Here is an 18011-nt window from a genome sequence, read left to right on the forward strand (position 1 = left end):
TTGAATCGATGTCCGAATGGACTTCTATGAAAGTTATTATCGGCCTTTGGCTATCAGGTCGAGCCTGGAATACGCGTAGCACAGGTTAAAGATATTTCCGCAGCCAGCCAGTGGAAAGCTCCATTGCCGCACCCAATGCGCGCTTCGAAAGGCTCCCCTCTTCTACAGATTGCGCTGTAAAAACAGGAACATCGCGAAGAATACTACCATTAAGCTCCAGCCGAAGAACGCCGACCTGCTGGTTGTCGGCGACAGGTGCATCGAGTGGACCCTTATAGACAATACGCGCTTTCAGCTTGTCGCGACCGTCCTTGGGCAACAACAGCTCGACGCGATCCTTGACCTTCAACGGCACGTGCGTGAGCGCACCACCGAAAACTTGCGCCTCACCCACGATTTCGTCCGCCGGATAAAGCTGCACATCATCAAATGCCGTCATCCCCCATTGCAGGAGACGCTTTGCTTCTTCTTCACGCTCCTTGATGCTGGCAAGGCCGCTCACCGCCAGATAAAGCCTGCGACCGTTCTGTTCCGCCGACCCGACCAGCGCAAAGCCCGACGCTTCCGTAAAGCCTGTTCCCATGCCGTCAGCCCCGACATCAAGCCGCAATAACGGATTGCGGTTGCGCTGCATGATGTTGTTCCAGGTGAAGGCCGGTTGAGCATAGTACTTATAATATTCAGGATGGGCGGTTCGGATATGTCGCGCCAATCTGACCAAATCCTGCAGCGAGACTACTTGTCCTTCAGCAGGCAAACCCGTCGAGTTTACGAACTTGGAGCCGGTCAAGCCTAGTTCCTTCGCACGGTCGTTCATGCGGTCTGCGAAAGCCTGCTCGCTGCCTGCCAGTCCTTCTGCCAGTACGATAGCTCCGTCATTCGCCGACTGAACAATCATTCCTTGCAAAAGATCAGCGACGGTCGGCGTCGACTTGATGCGCGCGAACATCGTTGACGTCCCCGAGGGTGCACCTCCGGTTCTCCATGCATTTTCGCTGACTGTATATGATGTACCGAGTGTCGTGGCACCCTGTTCGAGCGCTTCAAATACCACTTCCGCAGTCATCAGCTTGGCAAGAGACGCAGGAGGAATCGGAACATTGGCATTCTTGGAAAGAAGCACAGTTCCGCTCCGGTCATCGACGAGCAAGACCTGCGGAGCTTTTGTAACGAATGCAGTTTCGACAGGTGCCGCCAAGCTAGTAACCGGCATGGCAACAGCCAGCGAAACGCCGGCAGTGACGGCACGAGCAAACACCAGTGTTTTTGAAATCAGCCCCATGCAAATCCCGTTACGTGAGCAATGTGATAGAGCTTACGCAACGAATCCGACCAAAATCAATATGCCAGTGTTTATCACCGTATCGTGAGCGATCAATCGAGACGCACCACAAACGCATTTTCTGCGCCTGCCTTCCAGGCCGCACGCAGCAGGGCATCATTTCCACCCTTCTCGGCCACGGCTGTCAACTCGTACAACTCACTGGTTTCGGTCGGAATCTTCGTGAGCGTAAATCTGATTGAGCCTGGCAATGAAGCCTGAACCTGCTTGGCCTCTTCAAGCGTCTTGAATGTGCCAATCTCAACATATTCGCCGTGTTCCTCGGCTTCACGACGCTTCCAGGCGCTTGAGATCGCATCCTTGGTCAGGATGCTGCCATAGGCGCGCTCTTCGGCATAGGCTGTTGCTGCAAGCCGGTCAGACGCATAGCCCGCGAGACCGCTGACACCGGCAGCATTAGCCACTCCGAAGCTTGTACCGGGGCGCTGCGACGGTACCGGTACATTTGCCGGTAACATTGGAGCTGCTCCACCCGACGGATCGCTATAAGCAGGATCGACTGCAAACGGTGAGTTTTCAGGTATAGGCGCGGACACCGGAACCGCGTCCATTACAGGCATCGGAACGCGTGACTTCGGTGAGGTCGGCGTCGGCCCGTTCATTGCCATCATGACGCCAGTTGCGGGCTGGCCGATCGCATCGCCACCTGCCGGACGGTACGACGCCATCAGAAATGCATCATCATTGCCGTTCAACGGAGCTCTTCCGACATATTCGACCTTCACATTCGCTGTACCGTGATGCTGATAATCAAGCATTTCGGCAGCTTTCTGGGAAAGATCGATCACGCGATCATATTCGTATGGACCACGGTCGTTCACACGCACGATCACCGAACTGCCATTGGCAAGATTGGTCACGCGGGCATAGCTCGGCAACGGCATCGTTGGATGCGCTGCGGTCAGATGCGTCATGTCATAGACTTCACCATTGGCAGTCAGACGACCATGGAAAGCTTCGCCATACCAGGAGGCATGGCCGACCTTGACGTATTTCTTGTCTTCCTTGGGATAATACCAGCGCCCCTTAACCTTGTATGGCTGACCGGTCTGATCGCGCCCGCCACCACGTGGTAGAGGCTTTCCTTTCGAAAAGGCTACGCGTGGGCTGGCTTTCACGCCATATTTGGATTCGGCGAAATATTCCTTCGAGCGCTTTGTCTTCGATTTCGGCTGCGGTGCCGATGCACAACCCGCCAAGGCAACAGCAATGGCCATAAACGACAACAGAACGACAGAACCGCGCTTATCGCGCAGCTTCACTGCCTTGCCGTTGACCGAATGTTTCAGCCCTCGTTTCGAATCCATACGCCACACGCCCGTTACTCAACAACGCAACCGGAAACGCTGGTCACGCCTTTTAGAATTTAGTGATGTCACCGATTCATTGACGGATCATTAAAGCTTTTGAAATTCCGCGTATTTTGAGTCGCATTGAACGGCACGGGCTCAACGCGGACGCGCCATGAATGTCCTGACTTGTGGAACAATCGCTCATTCGAAACGTTGAATTTTCAACAGGAAGGAGAACAAAAATGTTGAGAGCAATGATCCTTTGGCTGATGGGGGTTCCACTCGTTGTCGTGCTGCTTATCTGGTATTTTTTCTTTTAAATGTGGAACGTTCAGACCCTTCAATCGTTATTCATACGGCTCTTATGACCTCCGAGCCAGTCACCTAACGTCATGGATTAGGCCCGCTCCAACAAGGCGGGTCTTTTTTTGCGTGATCAACATCACGGCCTCAATTTTGAATCTGGCATGTAAACATTGATTGCTTTGCGCAGCAGACGAAAATGGGCAGGTGTCCAGGTTGACAGTTCACCATCTGTGTTTACGGCACGCGGCTTCTTGGTGCGCACAATAACTTCGGTCGTCGGGAAAGCCCGTACATCATCCCATTTGGAATGGGTACCGCGACGCAAGCTTGGAAGCAGGCGCAAAAGCTTCCACCAGTGATCGACTTCCAGACTATAGAAATCCAGCTTACCGTCATCCACTGTCGCATCCTTTTCGACAGCCATACCGCCGCCGTAGAATTTTCCATTCCCGACAGAGACTTGCAACGTACGGATTTTCTCTGTCATGCCGTCATGTTCCAGATAGACTGTGAAAAGCTCGGAGCGCATGAGGATGCGCGCTGCGACAATCGCATAACCGAGCTTTCCCCATTTCTTCTTCGCCGCGGAACTCAGTTGCTGCGCCAATTCAGCACTGAAACCGATACTTGCGACATTGAAATAAAGGTGACCGTTCACCTCACCCAGATCGATGGGCTGCACCTCGTAGGATGCAAGGCGACGCGCTGCCTCAACTGGATCGGCAGGAATGCCAATGGTTCGGGCAAAATCGTTTGCCGTTCCCAGCGGAAGGATTGCAAGCGGCAATCCGGTTTCCATCAATCCTTTGGCCGCAGCGTTCAGCGAACCGTCGCCACCACCGACAATAACCAGATCGCAATCTCTTTCACGAAGGATCACATCTGAAATTGTTTCATCGTCCTGCGGATTTCGTTCTATGAGCTGGAGGCCACCGCGTTCCAATGCTGCACGAATATCCGCGCCGTAACCCCTGCCATTTCGGGCATGTGGGTTTACGATAAGTAGTGCTCGGCGCTTTGTGGTCTTACCCATGGACTTCCTGTCATCTGCAACAGCCTGCGAATCTGGCTGCATGGTTAGGAGCGTTACCTGCAGATGGCCCCTCAATCCTGGATATCAATGGAATGGTTCATGAAAAATTTGTCACGGTACTGTAGTGTTTCGTGAGGTCATGAGACCGCATGTAGTGACAAGGCCGACCTGTCGACAAAACAGTTTGACGAGACCAGAAAGAGAACATAGTTTGGCAAAACCAACTGTAAAACTTTCTAAAGCGGCCTCGTCGAATTTGTCGCTAATCGACTGAAATACATTACAGTTTGCGGGTATGATGTAATGGTAGCCTGTCAGCTTCCCAAGCTGAACGCGCGGGTTCGATTCCCGCTACCCGCTCCAACATAATCGCTCGCACAAGTGTCAGAGACTAGCGAACATTTTCTCCGGTTTTTGGATCGACCTTCACCTCCACCTTGGCGCCAGCCTTGGTGACATATTCGATCTCGTAATAACCACGATCATTCCAGTCGACTTCATCAATGAAAGCAGTATCCGCGTTCTGTTCGATTTTCGCGATTATTTCCGAAAGTTTGGCGCCTTCCGGTGGCGGAGCGGCATAGGCCGCAGCAACAGACAGACCAAGAAACAAAGTCGTAACAGCAAGACGCATGGTTCTCTCCTTTAGCTATCCTAAAAGAGTAGGACTTCAGGCGTCTTCTTCAAGGCTAATGAGCATTACTTTATGATGGGGCTTATCGAACCGGTGAAGGTTTGATCTATCATCGCAGAGAGTTTAGGCTCTGCTCCAGACAAGATGACGACGATCGCTAGCATCAATATCAAAGGCGCAGCAAGAATGCCGCTCCTTACAGCCGGTTCGAGAATGCGCCGGGTTTTCTTGCTTCGCGTGGATTGCTGATCTCTCATGCAACTAACAGTAGTCGAGCAGACTTAATCGCCTATTAAATAATGTAGTTAATGCGTTATTAGCGCCCAACTACCGCTTAGTTTCCCTTGTTGCCGCGATATATATTGACCCCTAGCTCACGAATTTTCTTGCGCAGCGTGTTCCGATTTAATCCCAGAAGATCTGCCGCCTTGATTTGATTTCCACGTGTTGCCGTAAGACAGGCAAGGATCAAGGGATATTCCAGTTCCGCCAGAACCCGATGATAGAGACCTAGAGGCGGCAGGTCGGCACCGAATGACGCGAAGTAACGCTGCATATTCTGCTCGACAGCCTGCGATATGGAAATGTTCTCCATATCGCCACCACCGGCGGGAACGATATCCGGCTTGGCCAGTTCAGACTTCAATTCGGTTTCGATGATCTCCGGCGATATTTCCTCTTGCGGATAAAGCGCCGCCAGTCTTCGCACGAGATTTTCCAGCTCACGCACATTTCCAGGCCATGGGTACCGACGCATCATTTCCAGGCCAGCAGTGCTGATACGTTTTTCGGGCAAACCTTCTTCGGCAGCCCGCTTGAAAAAATGGCGCACGAGATCGGCCACATCCTCGCTGCGCTCGCGAAGCGGCGGCAAGCGCAGAGGCACGACATTCAGCCGATAATAAAGGTCTTCGCGGAAAAGTCCTTGTGCAATCAACTGCCGCAAATCCTTGTTGGTTGCTGCAACGATGCGCACATCGGTCTTGATCGGCGTGCGTCCGCCGACTGTCATATATTCGCCCTGTTGCAGCACACGCAAAAGTCGGGTTTGTGCTTCCATCGGCATATCACCGATTTCGTCGAGAAACAGTGTTCCACCATTCGCCTGCTCGAAGCGACCGCTCGAGCGGTTTTGTGCGCCGGTAAAAGCGCCCTTCTCGTGCCCGAACAACTCAGACTCAATCAGGTCGCGTGGGATTGCCGCCATATTGATCGCAACAAACGGTCCTTTTCGACGGCGTCCATATTCGTGCAGGGCGCTCGCAACCAGTTCCTTGCCCGTACCGGATTCACCCGTAACCATCACGGTCAAGTCCGTCTGCATCATGCGCGCCAGCACACGGTATATTTCCTGCATCGCAGGCGAACGGCCCACCAGCGGCATGTTATCTGCTTGCTCATCCGATAGAGCGGCAATGGGCTTGTGTTTTGGTTCAGACAGCGCACGACCGACGATATTAATGAGTTCCGTCAAATCGAATGGCTTCGGCAGATATTCGTAGGCTCCCGCCTCGGATGCCCTAATTGCCGTCATGAATGTGTTCTGCGCGCTCATCACCACAACCGGCAGGTCGGGACGCATCTTCTTGATGCGCGGCAGAAGATCAAAGGCATTCTCGTCCGGCATATTGACGTCTGTAATGACCAGATCACCATCACCTGCAGCCACCCATCGCCAGAGCGAGGCAGCATTGGAAGTTACGCGCACATCGTAGCCTGCTCGCGACAATGCCTGGTTCAGCACGGTCCGAATGGCTGCATCGTCATCCGCCACCAATATGGTTCCCGTCGGACGTCTTGCGATCATGCGTTATCTCCAGTATTTCCAGCTGCCAGTTCAGTATTTTTCCATGCGGGCATCAGAACGCGGAAAGTCGTTCGCGAAGGATGGCTGTCACATTCGATAATGCCACCATGATCGCCAATGATCTTCGCAACGAGTGCCAATCCCAGCCCCGAGCCATTGGTCTTCGTGGTCACGAACGGATCGAACAAATGCGGCAGCATATCCTGCGGCACACCTGGACCATTATCATGCACACAGAATTCGAGAGGCAGCGCCACCCTGTCCCGTGCGCCCGGCACCTGTAGACGAATGCCTGGACGATAAGCCGTGGACAGGACAATCTCGCCGCCCTCACGATCGCCTATGGCTTCCGAGGCATTCTTCAGGAGATTGAGAAAGATCTGCACGAGCTGGTCACGATTGGCGAAAACCGGCGGGAGAGAAGGATCATAATCTTCCACAAAGCGGATCTTCCGTGCGAACCCGTTCTTCGCAATCGCCTTCACATGATCCAGAACCGCGTGAATGTTGACCGCAGAGCGCTCGATGGGGCGCTCGTCCGAGAAAACTTCCATGCGGTCAACCAGTGAAACAATCCGATCCGTTTCGTCGGTAATGAGGCGCGCAAGCGCTCGATCTTCATCGCTGACAACCTGCTCCAGCAACTGTGCCGCACCGCGGATACCGGATAAAGGGTTTTTGATTTCATGGGCCAGCATTGAGGCAAGCCCGGTCACGGACCGCGCAGCACCTCGATGCGTCATCTGGCGGTCTATCTTTTCAGCCATCGTCTTTTCCTTGAAGAGGATGACCACAGCTCCCGGCAGCTCCGCTACAGGCGCTACGTAAACATCAACAATGCGCTCTGCCCCAAGACGCGGCGACGAGACATCGACGCGATATTCGTTCACCGGCATCTGACTGGTGCGAACCTGATCGACGAGTGCCAGAAGCGGGCTGCCGAAGGGCAGAAAGGATTCCAGCCGGTTGCGCGCCAGAATGGACGAGCCGGAACGAAAGAACTGTTCCGCGTCCAGATTGGCATAGGCGATATAATTCTCGGCGCTAACCATGATAACCGGTTGGCTGATCGCATCGAGTACAACAGACGGAATACCGTTCGTTTCGGTTCTCTCGCGCATCAGGCAACCTCTTTGAGCGCGGTTTCAGGAACTTCGCGCATGAATATACGACGCAAGGCATCGATGACGGCTTTCCGGTCAGTCAGGGTCATGACTTCTGCTTTCTCGATTGGCGTACATGCAGCGCCAGCATGACGATCAAGATACCAGCCGAGATGTTTGCGCGAATGACGGATGCCCGTCGTACTTCCATAATGCTCGAGCATATCTTCGTAGTGCTTTATAATATAATCAAGAATTTCACTTCGTGACTGTGGGGCAAGATCGCTTCCAGCAATTGCACCGGCCAGCCATGGTTGTCCATAAGAGGCACGCCCGACCATCACGGCATCCGCTCCGGAACGGCGTAAAATTTCCTCCGCATCAGGTCGACACGCCACGTCTCCGTTGGCAATCAGAGGAATCCTGACTGCATCCCGGACGGCGTGAATTGCATTCCAGTCCGCTTTACCTTCATAGAACTGACAACGCGTGCGCCCATGGACAGTCACCATGGCAATACCGGCTCCTTCAGCGCGCCTTGCAAGTTCAGGCGCGTTGACGCTTTTCTCGTCCCATCCCAGCCGCATCTTGAGTGTGACCGGAACGCGGACCGCATTAACCGTGGCCTCGACGAGGGTCATTGCGTGATCGAGATCGCGCATCAGCGCAGATCCCGAATAACCGCCCGTCACTTTCTTGGCCGGACACCCCATATTGATATCGATGATATCAGCGCCTTCACCTTCGGCGATCCTGGCCGCCTCGCCCATCCAGTGTGCTTCTCGTCCCGCGAGCTGCACGACATGCGTTCCAAGCCCTTCACCCGAAAGACGCAGAAGGCTTTCCTTGTGACAGTTACAGAGTTCGGCGCTGGCGACCATTTCAGACACGACCATGCCAGCGCCAGCCTCTGCGGCACGCCTGCGGAACGGAAGGTCCGAAACGCCAGACATCGGCGCGAGGAAAACGCGATTGGCAAGGGCCACATCGCCAATGGTCAAAGGTTGATCGAGAAAACTCACCAATAAATGCCTATTTGATGTGCATAGTGCAATTAGCACATACATTAATCAGTCTCAATTTTCAACGCAAGGAAAAGCGCGCGCAAAATCACGATAAATCAATTGCCGTCTGGCATTTATCTGCACAAGGCATTATTCGGCTTGAAAAGGCAAATTTGAACAGATGCAACCTTTGGCAGAGGCGACAACCATTTCAAAGATAGCAGCAGTCATTGTGGCAGCTGGCCGCGGAGAGCGAGCCGGGCAGAGCATCGAAGGGCCGAAACAATACCGGCGCATCGGTGGCGAAGCCGTACTTGCCCGCACTTTGCGCGCTTTTATCGACTGCCCGCTGGTTGATAGCATCGTTGTCGTCATTCATCCAGACGACCATGTGCTTTACGAACGCGCCCTCCCGGAAAACTGCGGCACCATTCTCGTCGTGAATGGCGGCGCTACCCGGCAGGAATCAACGCGCCTTGGTCTCCTCGCATTGCGAGATTATGCACCGCAATATGTCATGATCCATGATGGTGTGAGACCGTTTGTCAGTCAGGATTTACTGAAGCGTATCGTCGAAAATCTCGCGCCTGATGAAGGCGTTCTACCGGCTCTGGCAGTTTCGGACACTCTCAAACAGTCAGCCACAGACGGAACAGTAAAAACGACGGTGCCTCGCGTTGGTCTTTTTGCTGCACAGACCCCCCAAGCATTTCCCTATACGCCAATCCTTGATGCACATGAAAAGGCCTTCGCGATCAGTCGCTCTGATTTCACGGATGATGCTGCCATTGCCGAATGGCAAAGTATCGCTGTCCGCATCATCGAAGGATCGGCGGACAATACCAAGCTTACCTGGGCAAAGGATATCGAAATGGCTGACAAACGCCTGCGGCAAGACCACGTCTCGTTTCCCGACATTCGTACTGGCAATGGTTATGACGTCCATTCCTTTGAACCCGGCGATCATGTGACGCTGTGCGGTGTGAAAATTCCCCACGAAGCGAAACTCAATGGCCATTCAGACGCCGATGTTGGACTTCATGCGCTGACCGACGCCCTGCTTGCGACGCGAGGAGCGGGTGATATCGGCACGCATTTCCCGCCTTCCGACCCACAATGGAAAGGCGCTGCTTCCCGCATCTTTATCGAACATGCTGCCAATATCGTGCGTGAAGCTGGCGGTCGTATCGCCAATGTCGACGTGACCTTTATCAGCGAAGCACCGAAGATCGGCCCACATCGTGCAGCAATGACAGAAGCTCTTTGCGACATGCTGGGAATTGCCGCCGATCGCGTTTCCATTAAAGCCACAACCAACGAAAAACTTGGCTTCGTCGGACGCCGTGAAGGTATCGCTGCCATTGCAACGGCAACCGTCATCTATCCCGGCGAGGTTCCCGAATGAGCGCGCTCATCGCAGAAGACAAAGCTATTGCCGTGCTGGAAGCCTGCCGCAAGGCCGGTGTAATGATCGCGATGGCCGAGTCTTGCACAGGCGGGCTTATAGCTGGATCTCTGACCGACATCGCCGGTTCATCCGATGTCGTGGATCGCGGCTTCGTTACTTATTCCAACGAAGCGAAAGCCGAAATGATCGGTGTTCCGATGGAATTGATCAATCGCGTTGGCGCTGTCTCGAAAGAAGTGGCGCTTTCCATGGCTGAAGGGGCACTTTCTCGCTCCCGCGCCGGTGTAACGGTGGCGGTTACGGGCGTTGCGGGGCCAGGCGGCGGTTCCGATGAAAAACCTGTCGGTCTCGTGCACATCGCATCGGCGCGAAAAGGCCACCCGCCCCTTCATCGCGAATACCATTTCGGTCCAAAAACCAGAGCCGAAATCCGCCACGCGACGGTTTTCGCCGCACTGGACCTCGTTCTGGAAAACCTTCGATAGTCTGAAGCATATACTTTTATCTGTCGCGCCCTATCCTTGTCTTTGATCAGACAAGGAGAACATGGCGATGCGTTTCGATGGTAAGGTGGCAATCGTTACAGGTGGGGCAAGTGGCATCGGCGAAGCGACTGTTCGGGCTTTTGTTCGCGAGGGAGCGAATGTCGTTATCGCGGATTATTCAGAGCATGGCCAGCAACTGGCCAGCAAGCTTGCAAGCGGCACCGAACGGGCAATATTCGTCAAAACCGATGTAACCGATACGAAAGCCGTGCAGGCGTTGATTGCAAAAACCGTCGAAACTTATGGTCGCCTCGACATCATGTTCGCCAATGCAGGCATCGCCGCAGATGGCCCGATAGACGAGCTGGATGAAACTGCATGGCAGAAAACCATCGATATCAACCTTACCGGTGTCTATCTTTGCGATAAATACGCGATTGACCAGATGCGCTCACAGGGCGGCGGAGTGATCGTGAATTGCGGCTCCATTCACAGTCATGTCGGGAAATCAGGCGTCACCGCCTATGCGGCTACAAAGGGCGGCGTAAAACTTCTGACGCAGACACTTGCCATTGATTACGGTGCGCAAAACATCCGGGTGAATGCGGTTTGTCCCGGCTATATCGATACGCCGCTTCTCAAGGATATACCCGACGACAAGAAACAGGCTCTATTAGCCCTGCATCCTATAGGTCGTCTCGGTCGCGCCGAAGAAGTAGCCAGCGTCGTGCTTTTTCTGGCAAGCGACGAATCTTCCTTCGTCACGGGAGCATCCATACTGGTCGATGGCGGTTATACGGCGCAGTAAAAGCACATCCTGAAAAGTGTGAAACGGTTTTCAGATAAGATGTGCGTGAAAAGAAAAAATGAGAGCCCCGGAAAACCAGGGCTCTTCTCAGGTTAGTCCGTATATCTGATCGGCCCGCTTCTCAAACGCTTCGGAAAATTTTTTGAAAGCGAGATCGAACATCGTTCCCATGAGAAGACCGAGGGTACGGCTCTTGAACTCATAATCGATGAAAAATTCGACATCGCACTCACTTCCGTCTCCCACCGGCTTGAAGGTCCAGCGGTTGTCGAGATAGCGAAACGGCCCGTCGAGATATTTTACATCAATGACGTTTTCCTCGGGCTTCAGCAGCACCTGACTGGTGAATGTCTCACGGATAAGCTTGTAACCAACTGTCATGTCGGCAATGAGAAGAGCCTTACCGTCACGCTCCTTGCGGGAGCGAACAGACAAGGCCTCACACATTGGCAGAAACTGCGGATATTTCTCGACATCCGCAACGAGACCGAACATTTGCTCTGCCCGGTGATGTACCCGCCTGACGGTTGTAAACTGCGGCATTTCCTGTCTTAGGCCCGTGCAGCGATCTGCGCCTCACGCGCGGCTCTCAGCTTCGCGAAATCATCGCCAGCGTGATGCGATGAACGCGTCAGCGGACTGGATGCAACCAGCAGGAAGCCCTTCGTCCGACCAATCGTCTCGAACGACTTGAATTCGTCGGGTGTCACGAAGCGAATGACAGGATGATGCTTGCGGGTCGGCTGAAGATATTGGCCGATGGTCATAAAATCCACATCAGCCGAACGCAGATCGTCCATCAACTGAAGGATTTCGTTCCGCTCTTCGCCAAGACCGACCATGATACCGGACTTGGTGAAAATGGTTGGGTCCAGTTCCTTGACGCGCTGCAGCAGACGGATCGAATGGAAATAACGAGCGCCAGGACGAACCTTCAGATAACGCGACGGCACAGTTTCCAGATTGTGGTTGAACACGTCGGGACGGGCTTTCACCACGACTTCGAGAGCGCCTTCCTTGCGCAGGAAATCCGGTGTCAGGATTTCAATCGTGGTAGCAGGAGTAGCTTCGCGGATGGCCTGAATGACCTCAGCAAAATGCTGCGCACCACCATCGGCAAGATCGTCGCGATCCACCGATGTAATAACCACATGCGTCAAGCCCATCTGCTTGACGGCCTTGGCAACATTCTCGGGTTCGTTCGGATCGAGCGCAGTCGGGATACCGGTCGAGACGTTACAGAAAGCACAGGCACGCGTGCAGATCTCGCCCATGATCATGAAGGTCGCGTGCTTCTTTTCCCAGCACTCGCCGATGTTCGGGCAACCTGCCTCTTCGCAAACCGTGACCAGCTTGTTTGAGCGAACGATATCGCGCGTTTCGCTGTAGCCGCGTGAGACAGGAGCCTTGACACGAATCCAATCGGGCTTCTTCAGGACAACATTGTCCGGACGATGCGCCTTCTCTGGATGCCGCTCACGCTTGCCTTGGTTCACCAGATCGAGAACTGTAACCATGCTTTTTCCTGCCTATCCGAAGCATTTTCATGAATGGACCTGAAATGCTCCCAAATTCGGTTCGGTCCTAATCCCTGCCCTCAACCCTGTCAACTTGAGCGATTTGCTACTCATCGCCGCGCCGCCAGTCCAAGAGCCCGGAAAACTAATGCCCATATCAGGCCAAATACCAAGCCTGCAGTGCCGAGCGCCAATGTGAGCACCCAGACACCATACCAACCGGTTATGGCCACTCCGTTGACCGATATGGTGTTGCCGCCAAGAACACTCAAGGTGCCGGCTGCAAAGCCCAGCACCAGTCCTCCAACAGTACACCACTTAATGATCGGCCAGGCGGCACGCCGCCATGGCCCTCCGTTCTCGATCAGCGGAATGAGCGTCCCTCCGTATTATGCGTTCAGCACACGACCATACGCATCCAGAACGCTTTCCTTCATCATCTCGGAAAGGGTCGGGTGCGGGAAGACCGAATGCATCAGCTCTTCCTCAGTCGTTTCAAGGTTCATGGCGATCACGAAACCCTGGATGAGTTCAGTCACTTCCGCACCGACCATATGAGCACCAAGCAGCTGTCCCGTCTTCTTGTCGAAGATGGTCTTAACCAGTCCCTGATCTTCACCGAGCGCAATCGCCTTGCCATTTGCAGCAAACGAATAGCGACCAACGCGGATATCGTAGCCCTTTTCCTTGGCCTTTGCTTCGGTCAGACCAACGGAAGCGACCTGCGGGTTACAGTAGGTGCAGCCCGGAATCATGTTCTTTTCGAGCGGATGAACATTCGGAAGGCCTGCAATCTTCTCGATGCAGATAACGCCTTCATGCTCGGCCTTGTGTGCTAGCATTGGCGGACCGGCAACGTCGCCGATAGCATAGATGCCAGCAACGTTGGTCTTGCCATATCCATCAATGACGACGCATCCACGGTCTGTTTTCACACCGAGTGCTTCAAGGCCAAGATTTTCGATATTACCCTGAACGCCAACTGCCGAGATCATACGGTCCACGGTCAACGACTGCGTCTTGCCGTCCTTGGTCTCGATATGGGCAGTCACATTATTTGCACCCTTCTCGACCTTGGTAACCTTGGCATCGGTAATGATCTTCAGGCCACGCTTTTCAAGCTGTTTGCGCGCGAGTGTGGAAATCTCCGCATCTTCAACCGGCATGATCTGCGGCATCAATTCCACGACCGTCACGTCAACGCCCATGTCATTGTAGAAAGAGGCAAACTCGATACCAATCGCACCCGACCCCATAACCAGCATGGACTTCGGCAGTTCCTGCGGAACCATTGCTTCGAAATAGGTCCAGATCAGCTTGCCATCCGGCTCAATGCCCGGCAAAGAGCGCGGACGTGCGCCAGTGGCGACGATAACGTGCTTCGCCTTGTAGGTGCCCTCCCCCAAAACGCCCTTCGGAACAGGGTTCTGCGGTTGCATCGGCTGCTTTGACGACTTGCCGACCGAAATCTCAACCGGATTGTTGCCCGAAGCAGCCTTTACAAGCTTTGCCTCGCCCCAGATCACGTCGATCTTGTTCTTCTTCATCAGGAAGCCGACGCCGCCATTAAGACGTGCGGACACACCGCGCGACCGCTGTACCACAGCCGTCACATCAGGTGTGATCGTTCCTTCCAGCTTCAGACCGTAATCCTTGGCGTGTTCGCCAAAATGCAGGATTTCAGCCGAGCGCAAAAGCGCCTTGGTCGGAATACAGCCCCAGTTGAGGCAAATGCCACCCAAATGTTCACGCTCAACGATAGCCGTCTTCAGGCCAAGCTGCGCAGCGCGGATTGCGGTAACATAACCACCCGGGCCCGAGCCGATAACAATAACGTCGTAAATGTCGGCCATATTGTCCTGCCTTTGCTCAGTTCACTTCTCGGGTGAGCAGCACCCAGTCGTGTCTTTTGTCCTGCCCAATGCGTTCTATCGCTTCGAGCCGCTCAATTTCCTTGAAACCATGGGCGCCGTAAAGGGAAAGCGCCACATCGTTGTGGCTTTCGGTTATCAGGCTGATTGCCGGATTACCGTTCCGGTACGCCAGGTCGATCTCGTTGGCGACGAGTGCACGGCCAATACCTTTGCCGCGAAACTCCCGATAAACGCCAACACTATCTATAAAACGGTTGCCAATGACCTTGCGCTGCATCGCGATCAGCTGATCCGTAACCGGATGTTTTTCAGGCAGATCGTTGATACTTTCGTCCACAGTGAAGCCGATGGAAAGCCCAGCAATATCGTCGGCCCATTCGGCTATGGTCGCGCTCTGCCAGCCTTCGCTCCCGTCAGCGCGCATATATTGCCGACCGCGTTCCATGGCCGTTTCGGTTCGCCCGTCAAGAACGGCCCCGTACCAGAGCCATGACGCAAAACCGTGCGAAGAGATATCGACAAGAATGGCGATCTCTGCGGCTTCACGGCGTTCAGCCGGGCGTAGGTTCGGTTGTCCAGCCATTCAAAAACCTCAGGCGTCGAGTTCAGCAGAACGCGACGCCCTTGAAGTTGATCAATCAGACCAGCATACCCATCGGGTTTTCGATGTGACGCTTGAAGGCCTGTGCAAGTTCAGCAGCCAACGCGCCGTCGACGGCACGATGATCGGTTGAAAGGGTTACAGACATAACGGTCGCAACCTTGATTTCACCGTTCTTGACCACTGCACGCTGTTCACCTGCGCCGATTGCGAAAATGGTCGCATGCGGCGGATTGATGATCGCGGCAAAGTCCTTCACGCCAAACATGCCAAGGTTGGACACGGAGGTCGAACCGCCCTGATATTCTTCAGGCTTCAGCTTGCGATCACGCGCACGCTTGGCAAGGTCCTTCATCTCATTGGAGATAGCGGACAGCGTCTTCGAGTCCGACTGACGCACGATTGGTGTAATCAGACCGCCCGGAATGGAGACTGCAACGCCGACATCAGCACGCTTGTGCTTGACCATACCGCCTTCAGTCCAGGAGACATTGGCTTCAGGAATGTCACGCAGTGCAAGAGCAACAGCCTTGATCACCAGATCGTTGACAGAAAGCTTGTAGGCCGGAACCTCACCCTTTTCAGTCTTGATCATCGGCGCAGCTGCATTGATCTGCGAACGCAGAGCCAGAAGTGCATCCAGTTCGCAATCAATCGTCAGATAGAAATGCGGAACAGTCTGCTTCGATTCCACCAGACGGCGGGCAATGGTTTTGCGCATACCATCGTGAGGAACGATCTCGTAGGTGCCTTCCTCAAAGAGCTTGAGAACGGTTTCATCCGACATCGGCTTCGGTGCGGCAGCAGAGGCAGCTTCCGCCTTCGGCGCAGCAGCCTTGGCACCACCGGAAGCCAGAGCAGCTTCCACATCGCGCTGAACGACACGGCCGTGCGGACCGGTACCCTTCACAGCGGCGATATCGACACCGGATTCCTTGGCGATACGGCGTGCAAGCGGTGACGCAAACACGCGGTCACCCTTATTCGCAGCAGCAGGCTGCTCTGCCTTGGTTGGTGCAGGCACCGCTGCAGGAGCTGCGGCTGGCTTCGGCTCTTCCTTGGGAGCCTCGACCTTCGCTTCTGTCTTCGGAGCAGAAGCCGCGCCCTTTGCTGCAGCCGCCACGTCCTCGCCTTCTTCGGCGAGGATAGCGATCAGCGCATTGACCTTGACGCCTTCGGAGCCAGCGGGAACCACGAGCTTGGCAATCGTGCCCTCGTCCACAGCTTCCACTTCCATCGTGGCCTTGTCGGTCTCGATTTCAGCAATAACATCGCCAGGAGCGATCTTGTCGCCTTCCTTGACCAGCCATTTCGACAGGTTGCCTTCTTCCATCGTCGGAGAAAGCGCTGGCATGGTGATATTGATCGGCATGTCCAGACCCTTTCGTTACGCGGTATAGGTAACGGCTTTCACCGCTTCGACCACTTCGGCGACAGTCGGCAGCGCCAGCTTTTCCAGATTTGCCGCATAAGGCATCGGAACATCCTTACCAGCAATGGTCAGGATCGGCGCATCGAGATAATCGAAAGCCTGCTGCATGACGCGGGTGGCGATTTCCGTACCAACGGACGACTGCGGGAAACCTTCTTCCACAGTCACAAGTCGGCCAGTCTTCTTGACCGATTCGACTACAGTTGGAATATCCATCGGGCGGATCGTGCGCAGATCGATGATTTCAACATCGATACCCTGCTGGGCCAGCTCTTCAGCCGCCTTGACGGCGTAGGTCATGCCGATACCGAACGAAACAATGGTGGCGTCCTTGCCCTGCTTGTGAATGCGGGCCTTGCCAATCGGCAGCACGAAATCGTCAAGCTTTGGTACATCGAAATGATGACCGTACAGGATTTCGTTTTCGAGGAAGATCACTGGATTCGGATCGCGAATGGCAGCCTTCAGCAAGCCCTTGGCGTCGGCTGCCGTGTACGGCATGACGACCTTGAGACCCGGAATGTGGCTGTACCAGGCCGCATAGCATTGCGAGTGCTGGGCAGCAACACGCGCAGCCGCACCGGACGGACCACGGAAGACCATCGGAGCGCCCATCTGTCCGCCGGACATATAAAGCGTCTTGGCAGCAGAGTTCACGATCTGGTCGATTGCCTGCATGGCAAAGTTGAAGGTCATGAACTCAACGATCGGACGCAGACCTGCAAAAGCAGCCCCTACACCTACACCGGCGAAACCATGTTCGGTGATCGGGGTATCTACAACGCGCTTGGAACCGAATTCATCGAGAAGTCCCTGAGTTACCTTGTAAGCGCCTTGATATTCGGCAACTTCTTCACCCATAACGAAAACGCTCGGGTCGCGGCGCATTTCTTCGGCCATCGCATCACGAAGCGCTTCACGAACGGTCGTAGAAACCATTTCGGTGCCAGCCGGAATGTCCGGGTCGGACGCGACTTCGAGTGCTGGAGCCTTTGGAGCAGCCGGAACAGAATCAGTCTTCTTTTCTTCGGCTTTTGGCTCTTCCTTGGCTTCGCTCGATGGTGCCTCGGCTTTGGCGGCCGGAGCAGAACCGATATCGGAAGCGCTTTCACCGTCACCGAGAAGCACGGCAATCGGCGTATTGACCTTCACGCCTTCGGTGCCTTCATCGACAAGAATTTTGCCAATCGTGCCTTCATCGACAGCTTCGACTTCCATCGTCGCCTTGTCGGTTTCAATTTCGGCGATCACATCGCCGGACGTAACCTTGTCGCCTTCTTTCTTCAGCCATTTGGAGAGCTTGCCCTCTTCCATGGTTGGGGAAAGTGCGGGCATGAGAATTTCTACGGGCATGACAACACCTTC

Annotated in this window: 17 protein-coding genes and 1 tRNA gene; 4 read left to right on the forward strand and 14 right to left on the reverse strand. The window is 54.4% G+C overall.

The features are described from left to right. Positions 1 to 85: 85 nt before the first annotated feature. From LJ361_RS16015 to LJ361_RS16025, 3 genes are all read right to left on the reverse strand, one after another. Positions 86 to 1282, reverse strand: coding sequence for a D-alanyl-D-alanine carboxypeptidase family protein (locus tag LJ361_RS16015; protein ID WP_010660023.1), 1197 nt, complete (start codon positions 1280 to 1282; stop codon positions 86 to 88). A gap of 92 nt (positions 1283 to 1374) precedes the next feature. Then, a complete protein-coding gene (locus tag LJ361_RS16020; protein ID WP_010660022.1) occupies positions 1375 to 2649 on the reverse strand; it encodes a septal ring lytic transglycosylase RlpA family protein in 1275 nt (424 codons plus the stop codon). A gap of 427 nt (positions 2650 to 3076) precedes the next feature. Next, positions 3077 to 3973, reverse strand: coding sequence for a lipid kinase (locus tag LJ361_RS16025; RefSeq protein ID WP_029376096.1), 897 nt, complete (start codon positions 3971 to 3973; stop codon positions 3077 to 3079). Between the two features lie 289 nt (positions 3974 to 4262). Here LJ361_RS16025 and LJ361_RS16030 point away from each other — a divergent pair. Further along, positions 4263 to 4336: transfer RNA gene (locus tag LJ361_RS16030), tRNA-Gly, on the forward strand. A gap of 28 nt (positions 4337 to 4364) precedes the next feature. Here the strand turns inward: LJ361_RS16030 and LJ361_RS16035 are convergent. The 4 genes from LJ361_RS16035 to dusB form a co-directional block, all read right to left on the reverse strand. Continuing rightward, positions 4365 to 4607: a PepSY domain-containing protein gene (locus LJ361_RS16035; RefSeq protein WP_010660020.1), complete on the reverse strand. Its 243-nt coding sequence runs from the start codon at positions 4605 to 4607 to the stop codon at positions 4365 to 4367. Positions 4608 to 4941: 334 nt separating this feature from the next. After that, positions 4942 to 6414: a nitrogen regulation protein NR(I) gene (ntrC, locus tag LJ361_RS16040; protein WP_264812028.1), complete on the reverse strand. Its 1473-nt coding sequence runs from the start codon at positions 6412 to 6414 to the stop codon at positions 4942 to 4944. After that, a complete protein-coding gene (locus LJ361_RS16045; protein WP_010660018.1) occupies positions 6411 to 7535 on the reverse strand; it encodes a two-component system sensor histidine kinase NtrB in 1125 nt (374 codons plus the stop codon). Before LJ361_RS16045 ends, ntrC begins: the two co-directional genes overlap by 4 nt. Continuing rightward, entirely contained in the window at positions 7535 to 8539 is a 1005-nt protein-coding gene (dusB, locus tag LJ361_RS16050) for a tRNA dihydrouridine synthase DusB (protein ID WP_029376094.1), read from the reverse strand. The genes LJ361_RS16045 and dusB overlap by 1 nt, the downstream gene beginning before the upstream one ends. 163 nt (positions 8540 to 8702) lie before the next feature. Between dusB and LJ361_RS16055 the strand changes: the two genes are divergently transcribed. The 3 genes from LJ361_RS16055 to LJ361_RS16065 all read left to right on the forward strand — a co-directional run bounded on the left by LJ361_RS16055 (position 8703) and on the right by LJ361_RS16065 (position 11222). Further along, positions 8703 to 9926 carry a bifunctional 2-C-methyl-D-erythritol 4-phosphate cytidylyltransferase/2-C-methyl-D-erythritol 2,4-cyclodiphosphate synthase gene (locus tag LJ361_RS16055; protein WP_010660016.1) on the forward strand — a complete coding sequence of 408 codons (1224 nt, stop codon included), beginning with the start codon at positions 8703 to 8705 and terminating at the stop codon, positions 9924 to 9926. Beyond that, entirely contained in the window at positions 9923 to 10414 is a 492-nt protein-coding gene (locus tag LJ361_RS16060) for a CinA family protein (RefSeq protein WP_010660015.1), read from the forward strand. The genes LJ361_RS16055 and LJ361_RS16060 overlap by 4 nt, the downstream gene beginning before the upstream one ends. A gap of 67 nt (positions 10415 to 10481) precedes the next feature. Continuing rightward, the gene (locus tag LJ361_RS16065) at positions 10482 to 11222 is read left to right on the forward strand and encodes an SDR family NAD(P)-dependent oxidoreductase (RefSeq protein ID WP_010660014.1); all 741 of its coding nucleotides are present in this window, start codon (positions 10482 to 10484) and stop codon (positions 11220 to 11222) included. Positions 11223 to 11309: 87 nt separating this feature from the next. On the opposite strand, the gene LJ361_RS16070 is transcribed toward LJ361_RS16065, so the two are convergent. The 7 genes from LJ361_RS16070 to LJ361_RS16100 form a co-directional block, all read right to left on the reverse strand. Further along, entirely contained in the window at positions 11310 to 11765 is a 456-nt protein-coding gene (locus tag LJ361_RS16070) for a type II toxin-antitoxin system RatA family toxin (protein WP_010660013.1), read from the reverse strand. Positions 11766 to 11773: 8 nt separating this feature from the next. Continuing rightward, the gene (gene lipA / locus LJ361_RS16075) at positions 11774 to 12739 is read right to left on the reverse strand and encodes a lipoyl synthase (RefSeq protein WP_010660012.1); all 966 of its coding nucleotides are present in this window, start codon (positions 12737 to 12739) and stop codon (positions 11774 to 11776) included. 110 nt (positions 12740 to 12849) lie between these two features. Beyond that, positions 12850 to 13035 carry a hypothetical protein gene (locus LJ361_RS16080; RefSeq protein ID WP_036578910.1) on the reverse strand — a complete coding sequence of 62 codons (186 nt, stop codon included), beginning with the start codon at positions 13033 to 13035 and terminating at the stop codon, positions 12850 to 12852. Positions 13036 to 13128: 93 nt separating this feature from the next. Continuing rightward, a complete protein-coding gene (gene lpdA / locus LJ361_RS16085) occupies positions 13129 to 14592 on the reverse strand; it encodes a dihydrolipoyl dehydrogenase (RefSeq protein ID WP_036578908.1) in 1464 nt (487 codons plus the stop codon). Positions 14593 to 14608: 16 nt separating this feature from the next. Further along, positions 14609 to 15196 carry a GNAT family N-acetyltransferase gene (locus LJ361_RS16090; protein ID WP_010660009.1) on the reverse strand — a complete coding sequence of 196 codons (588 nt, stop codon included), beginning with the start codon at positions 15194 to 15196 and terminating at the stop codon, positions 14609 to 14611. Between the two features lie 55 nt (positions 15197 to 15251). After that, positions 15252 to 16586: a pyruvate dehydrogenase complex dihydrolipoamide acetyltransferase gene (locus LJ361_RS16095; protein ID WP_010660008.1), complete on the reverse strand. Its 1335-nt coding sequence runs from the start codon at positions 16584 to 16586 to the stop codon at positions 15252 to 15254. Between the two features lie 15 nt (positions 16587 to 16601). After that, a complete protein-coding gene (locus LJ361_RS16100; RefSeq protein ID WP_010660007.1) occupies positions 16602 to 17999 on the reverse strand; it encodes a pyruvate dehydrogenase complex E1 component subunit beta in 1398 nt (465 codons plus the stop codon). Between the last annotated feature and the right edge of the window lie 12 nt (positions 18000 to 18011).

This window comes from Brucella sp. JSBI001, from assembly GCF_026014005.1.
GTDB lineage: Bacteria > Pseudomonadota > Alphaproteobacteria > Rhizobiales > Rhizobiaceae > Brucella > Brucella anthropi.

Excerpts from the sequence above, each read along its gene's own strand:
- LJ361_RS16015 (WP_010660023.1), bottom strand. The coding sequence starts at position 1,282 with ATGGGGCTGATTTCAAAAACACTGGTGTTTGCTCGTGCCGTCACTGCC.
- LJ361_RS16020 (WP_010660022.1), bottom strand. The coding sequence starts at position 2,649 with ATGGATTCGAAACGAGGGCTGAAACATTCGGTCAACGGCAAGGCAGTG.
- LJ361_RS16025 (WP_029376096.1), bottom strand. The coding sequence starts at position 3,973 with ATGGGTAAGACCACAAAGCGCCGAGCACTACTTATCGTAAACCCACAT.
- LJ361_RS16035 (WP_010660020.1), bottom strand. The coding sequence starts at position 4,607 with ATGCGTCTTGCTGTTACGACTTTGTTTCTTGGTCTGTCTGTTGCTGCG.
- ntrC (WP_264812028.1), bottom strand. The coding sequence starts at position 6,414 with ATGATCGCAAGACGTCCGACGGGAACCATATTGGTGGCGGATGACGAT.
- LJ361_RS16045 (WP_010660018.1), bottom strand. The coding sequence starts at position 7,535 with ATGCGCGAGAGAACCGAAACGAACGGTATTCCGTCTGTTGTACTCGAT.
- LJ361_RS16055 (WP_010660016.1), top strand. The coding sequence starts at position 8,703 with ATGCAACCTTTGGCAGAGGCGACAACCATTTCAAAGATAGCAGCAGTC.
- LJ361_RS16060 (WP_010660015.1), top strand. The coding sequence starts at position 9,923 with ATGAGCGCGCTCATCGCAGAAGACAAAGCTATTGCCGTGCTGGAAGCC.
- LJ361_RS16065 (WP_010660014.1), top strand. The coding sequence starts at position 10,482 with ATGCGTTTCGATGGTAAGGTGGCAATCGTTACAGGTGGGGCAAGTGGC.
- LJ361_RS16070 (WP_010660013.1), bottom strand. The coding sequence starts at position 11,765 with ATGCCGCAGTTTACAACCGTCAGGCGGGTACATCACCGGGCAGAGCAA.
- lipA (WP_010660012.1), bottom strand. The coding sequence starts at position 12,739 with ATGGTTACAGTTCTCGATCTGGTGAACCAAGGCAAGCGTGAGCGGCAT.
- lpdA (WP_036578908.1), bottom strand. The coding sequence starts at position 14,592 with ATGGCCGACATTTACGACGTTATTGTTATCGGCTCGGGCCCGGGTGGT.
- LJ361_RS16090 (WP_010660009.1), bottom strand. The coding sequence starts at position 15,196 with ATGGCTGGACAACCGAACCTACGCCCGGCTGAACGCCGTGAAGCCGCA.
- LJ361_RS16095 (WP_010660008.1), bottom strand. The coding sequence starts at position 16,586 with ATGCCGATCAATATCACCATGCCAGCGCTTTCTCCGACGATGGAAGAA.
- LJ361_RS16100 (WP_010660007.1), bottom strand. The coding sequence starts at position 17,999 with ATGCCCGTAGAAATTCTCATGCCCGCACTTTCCCCAACCATGGAAGAG.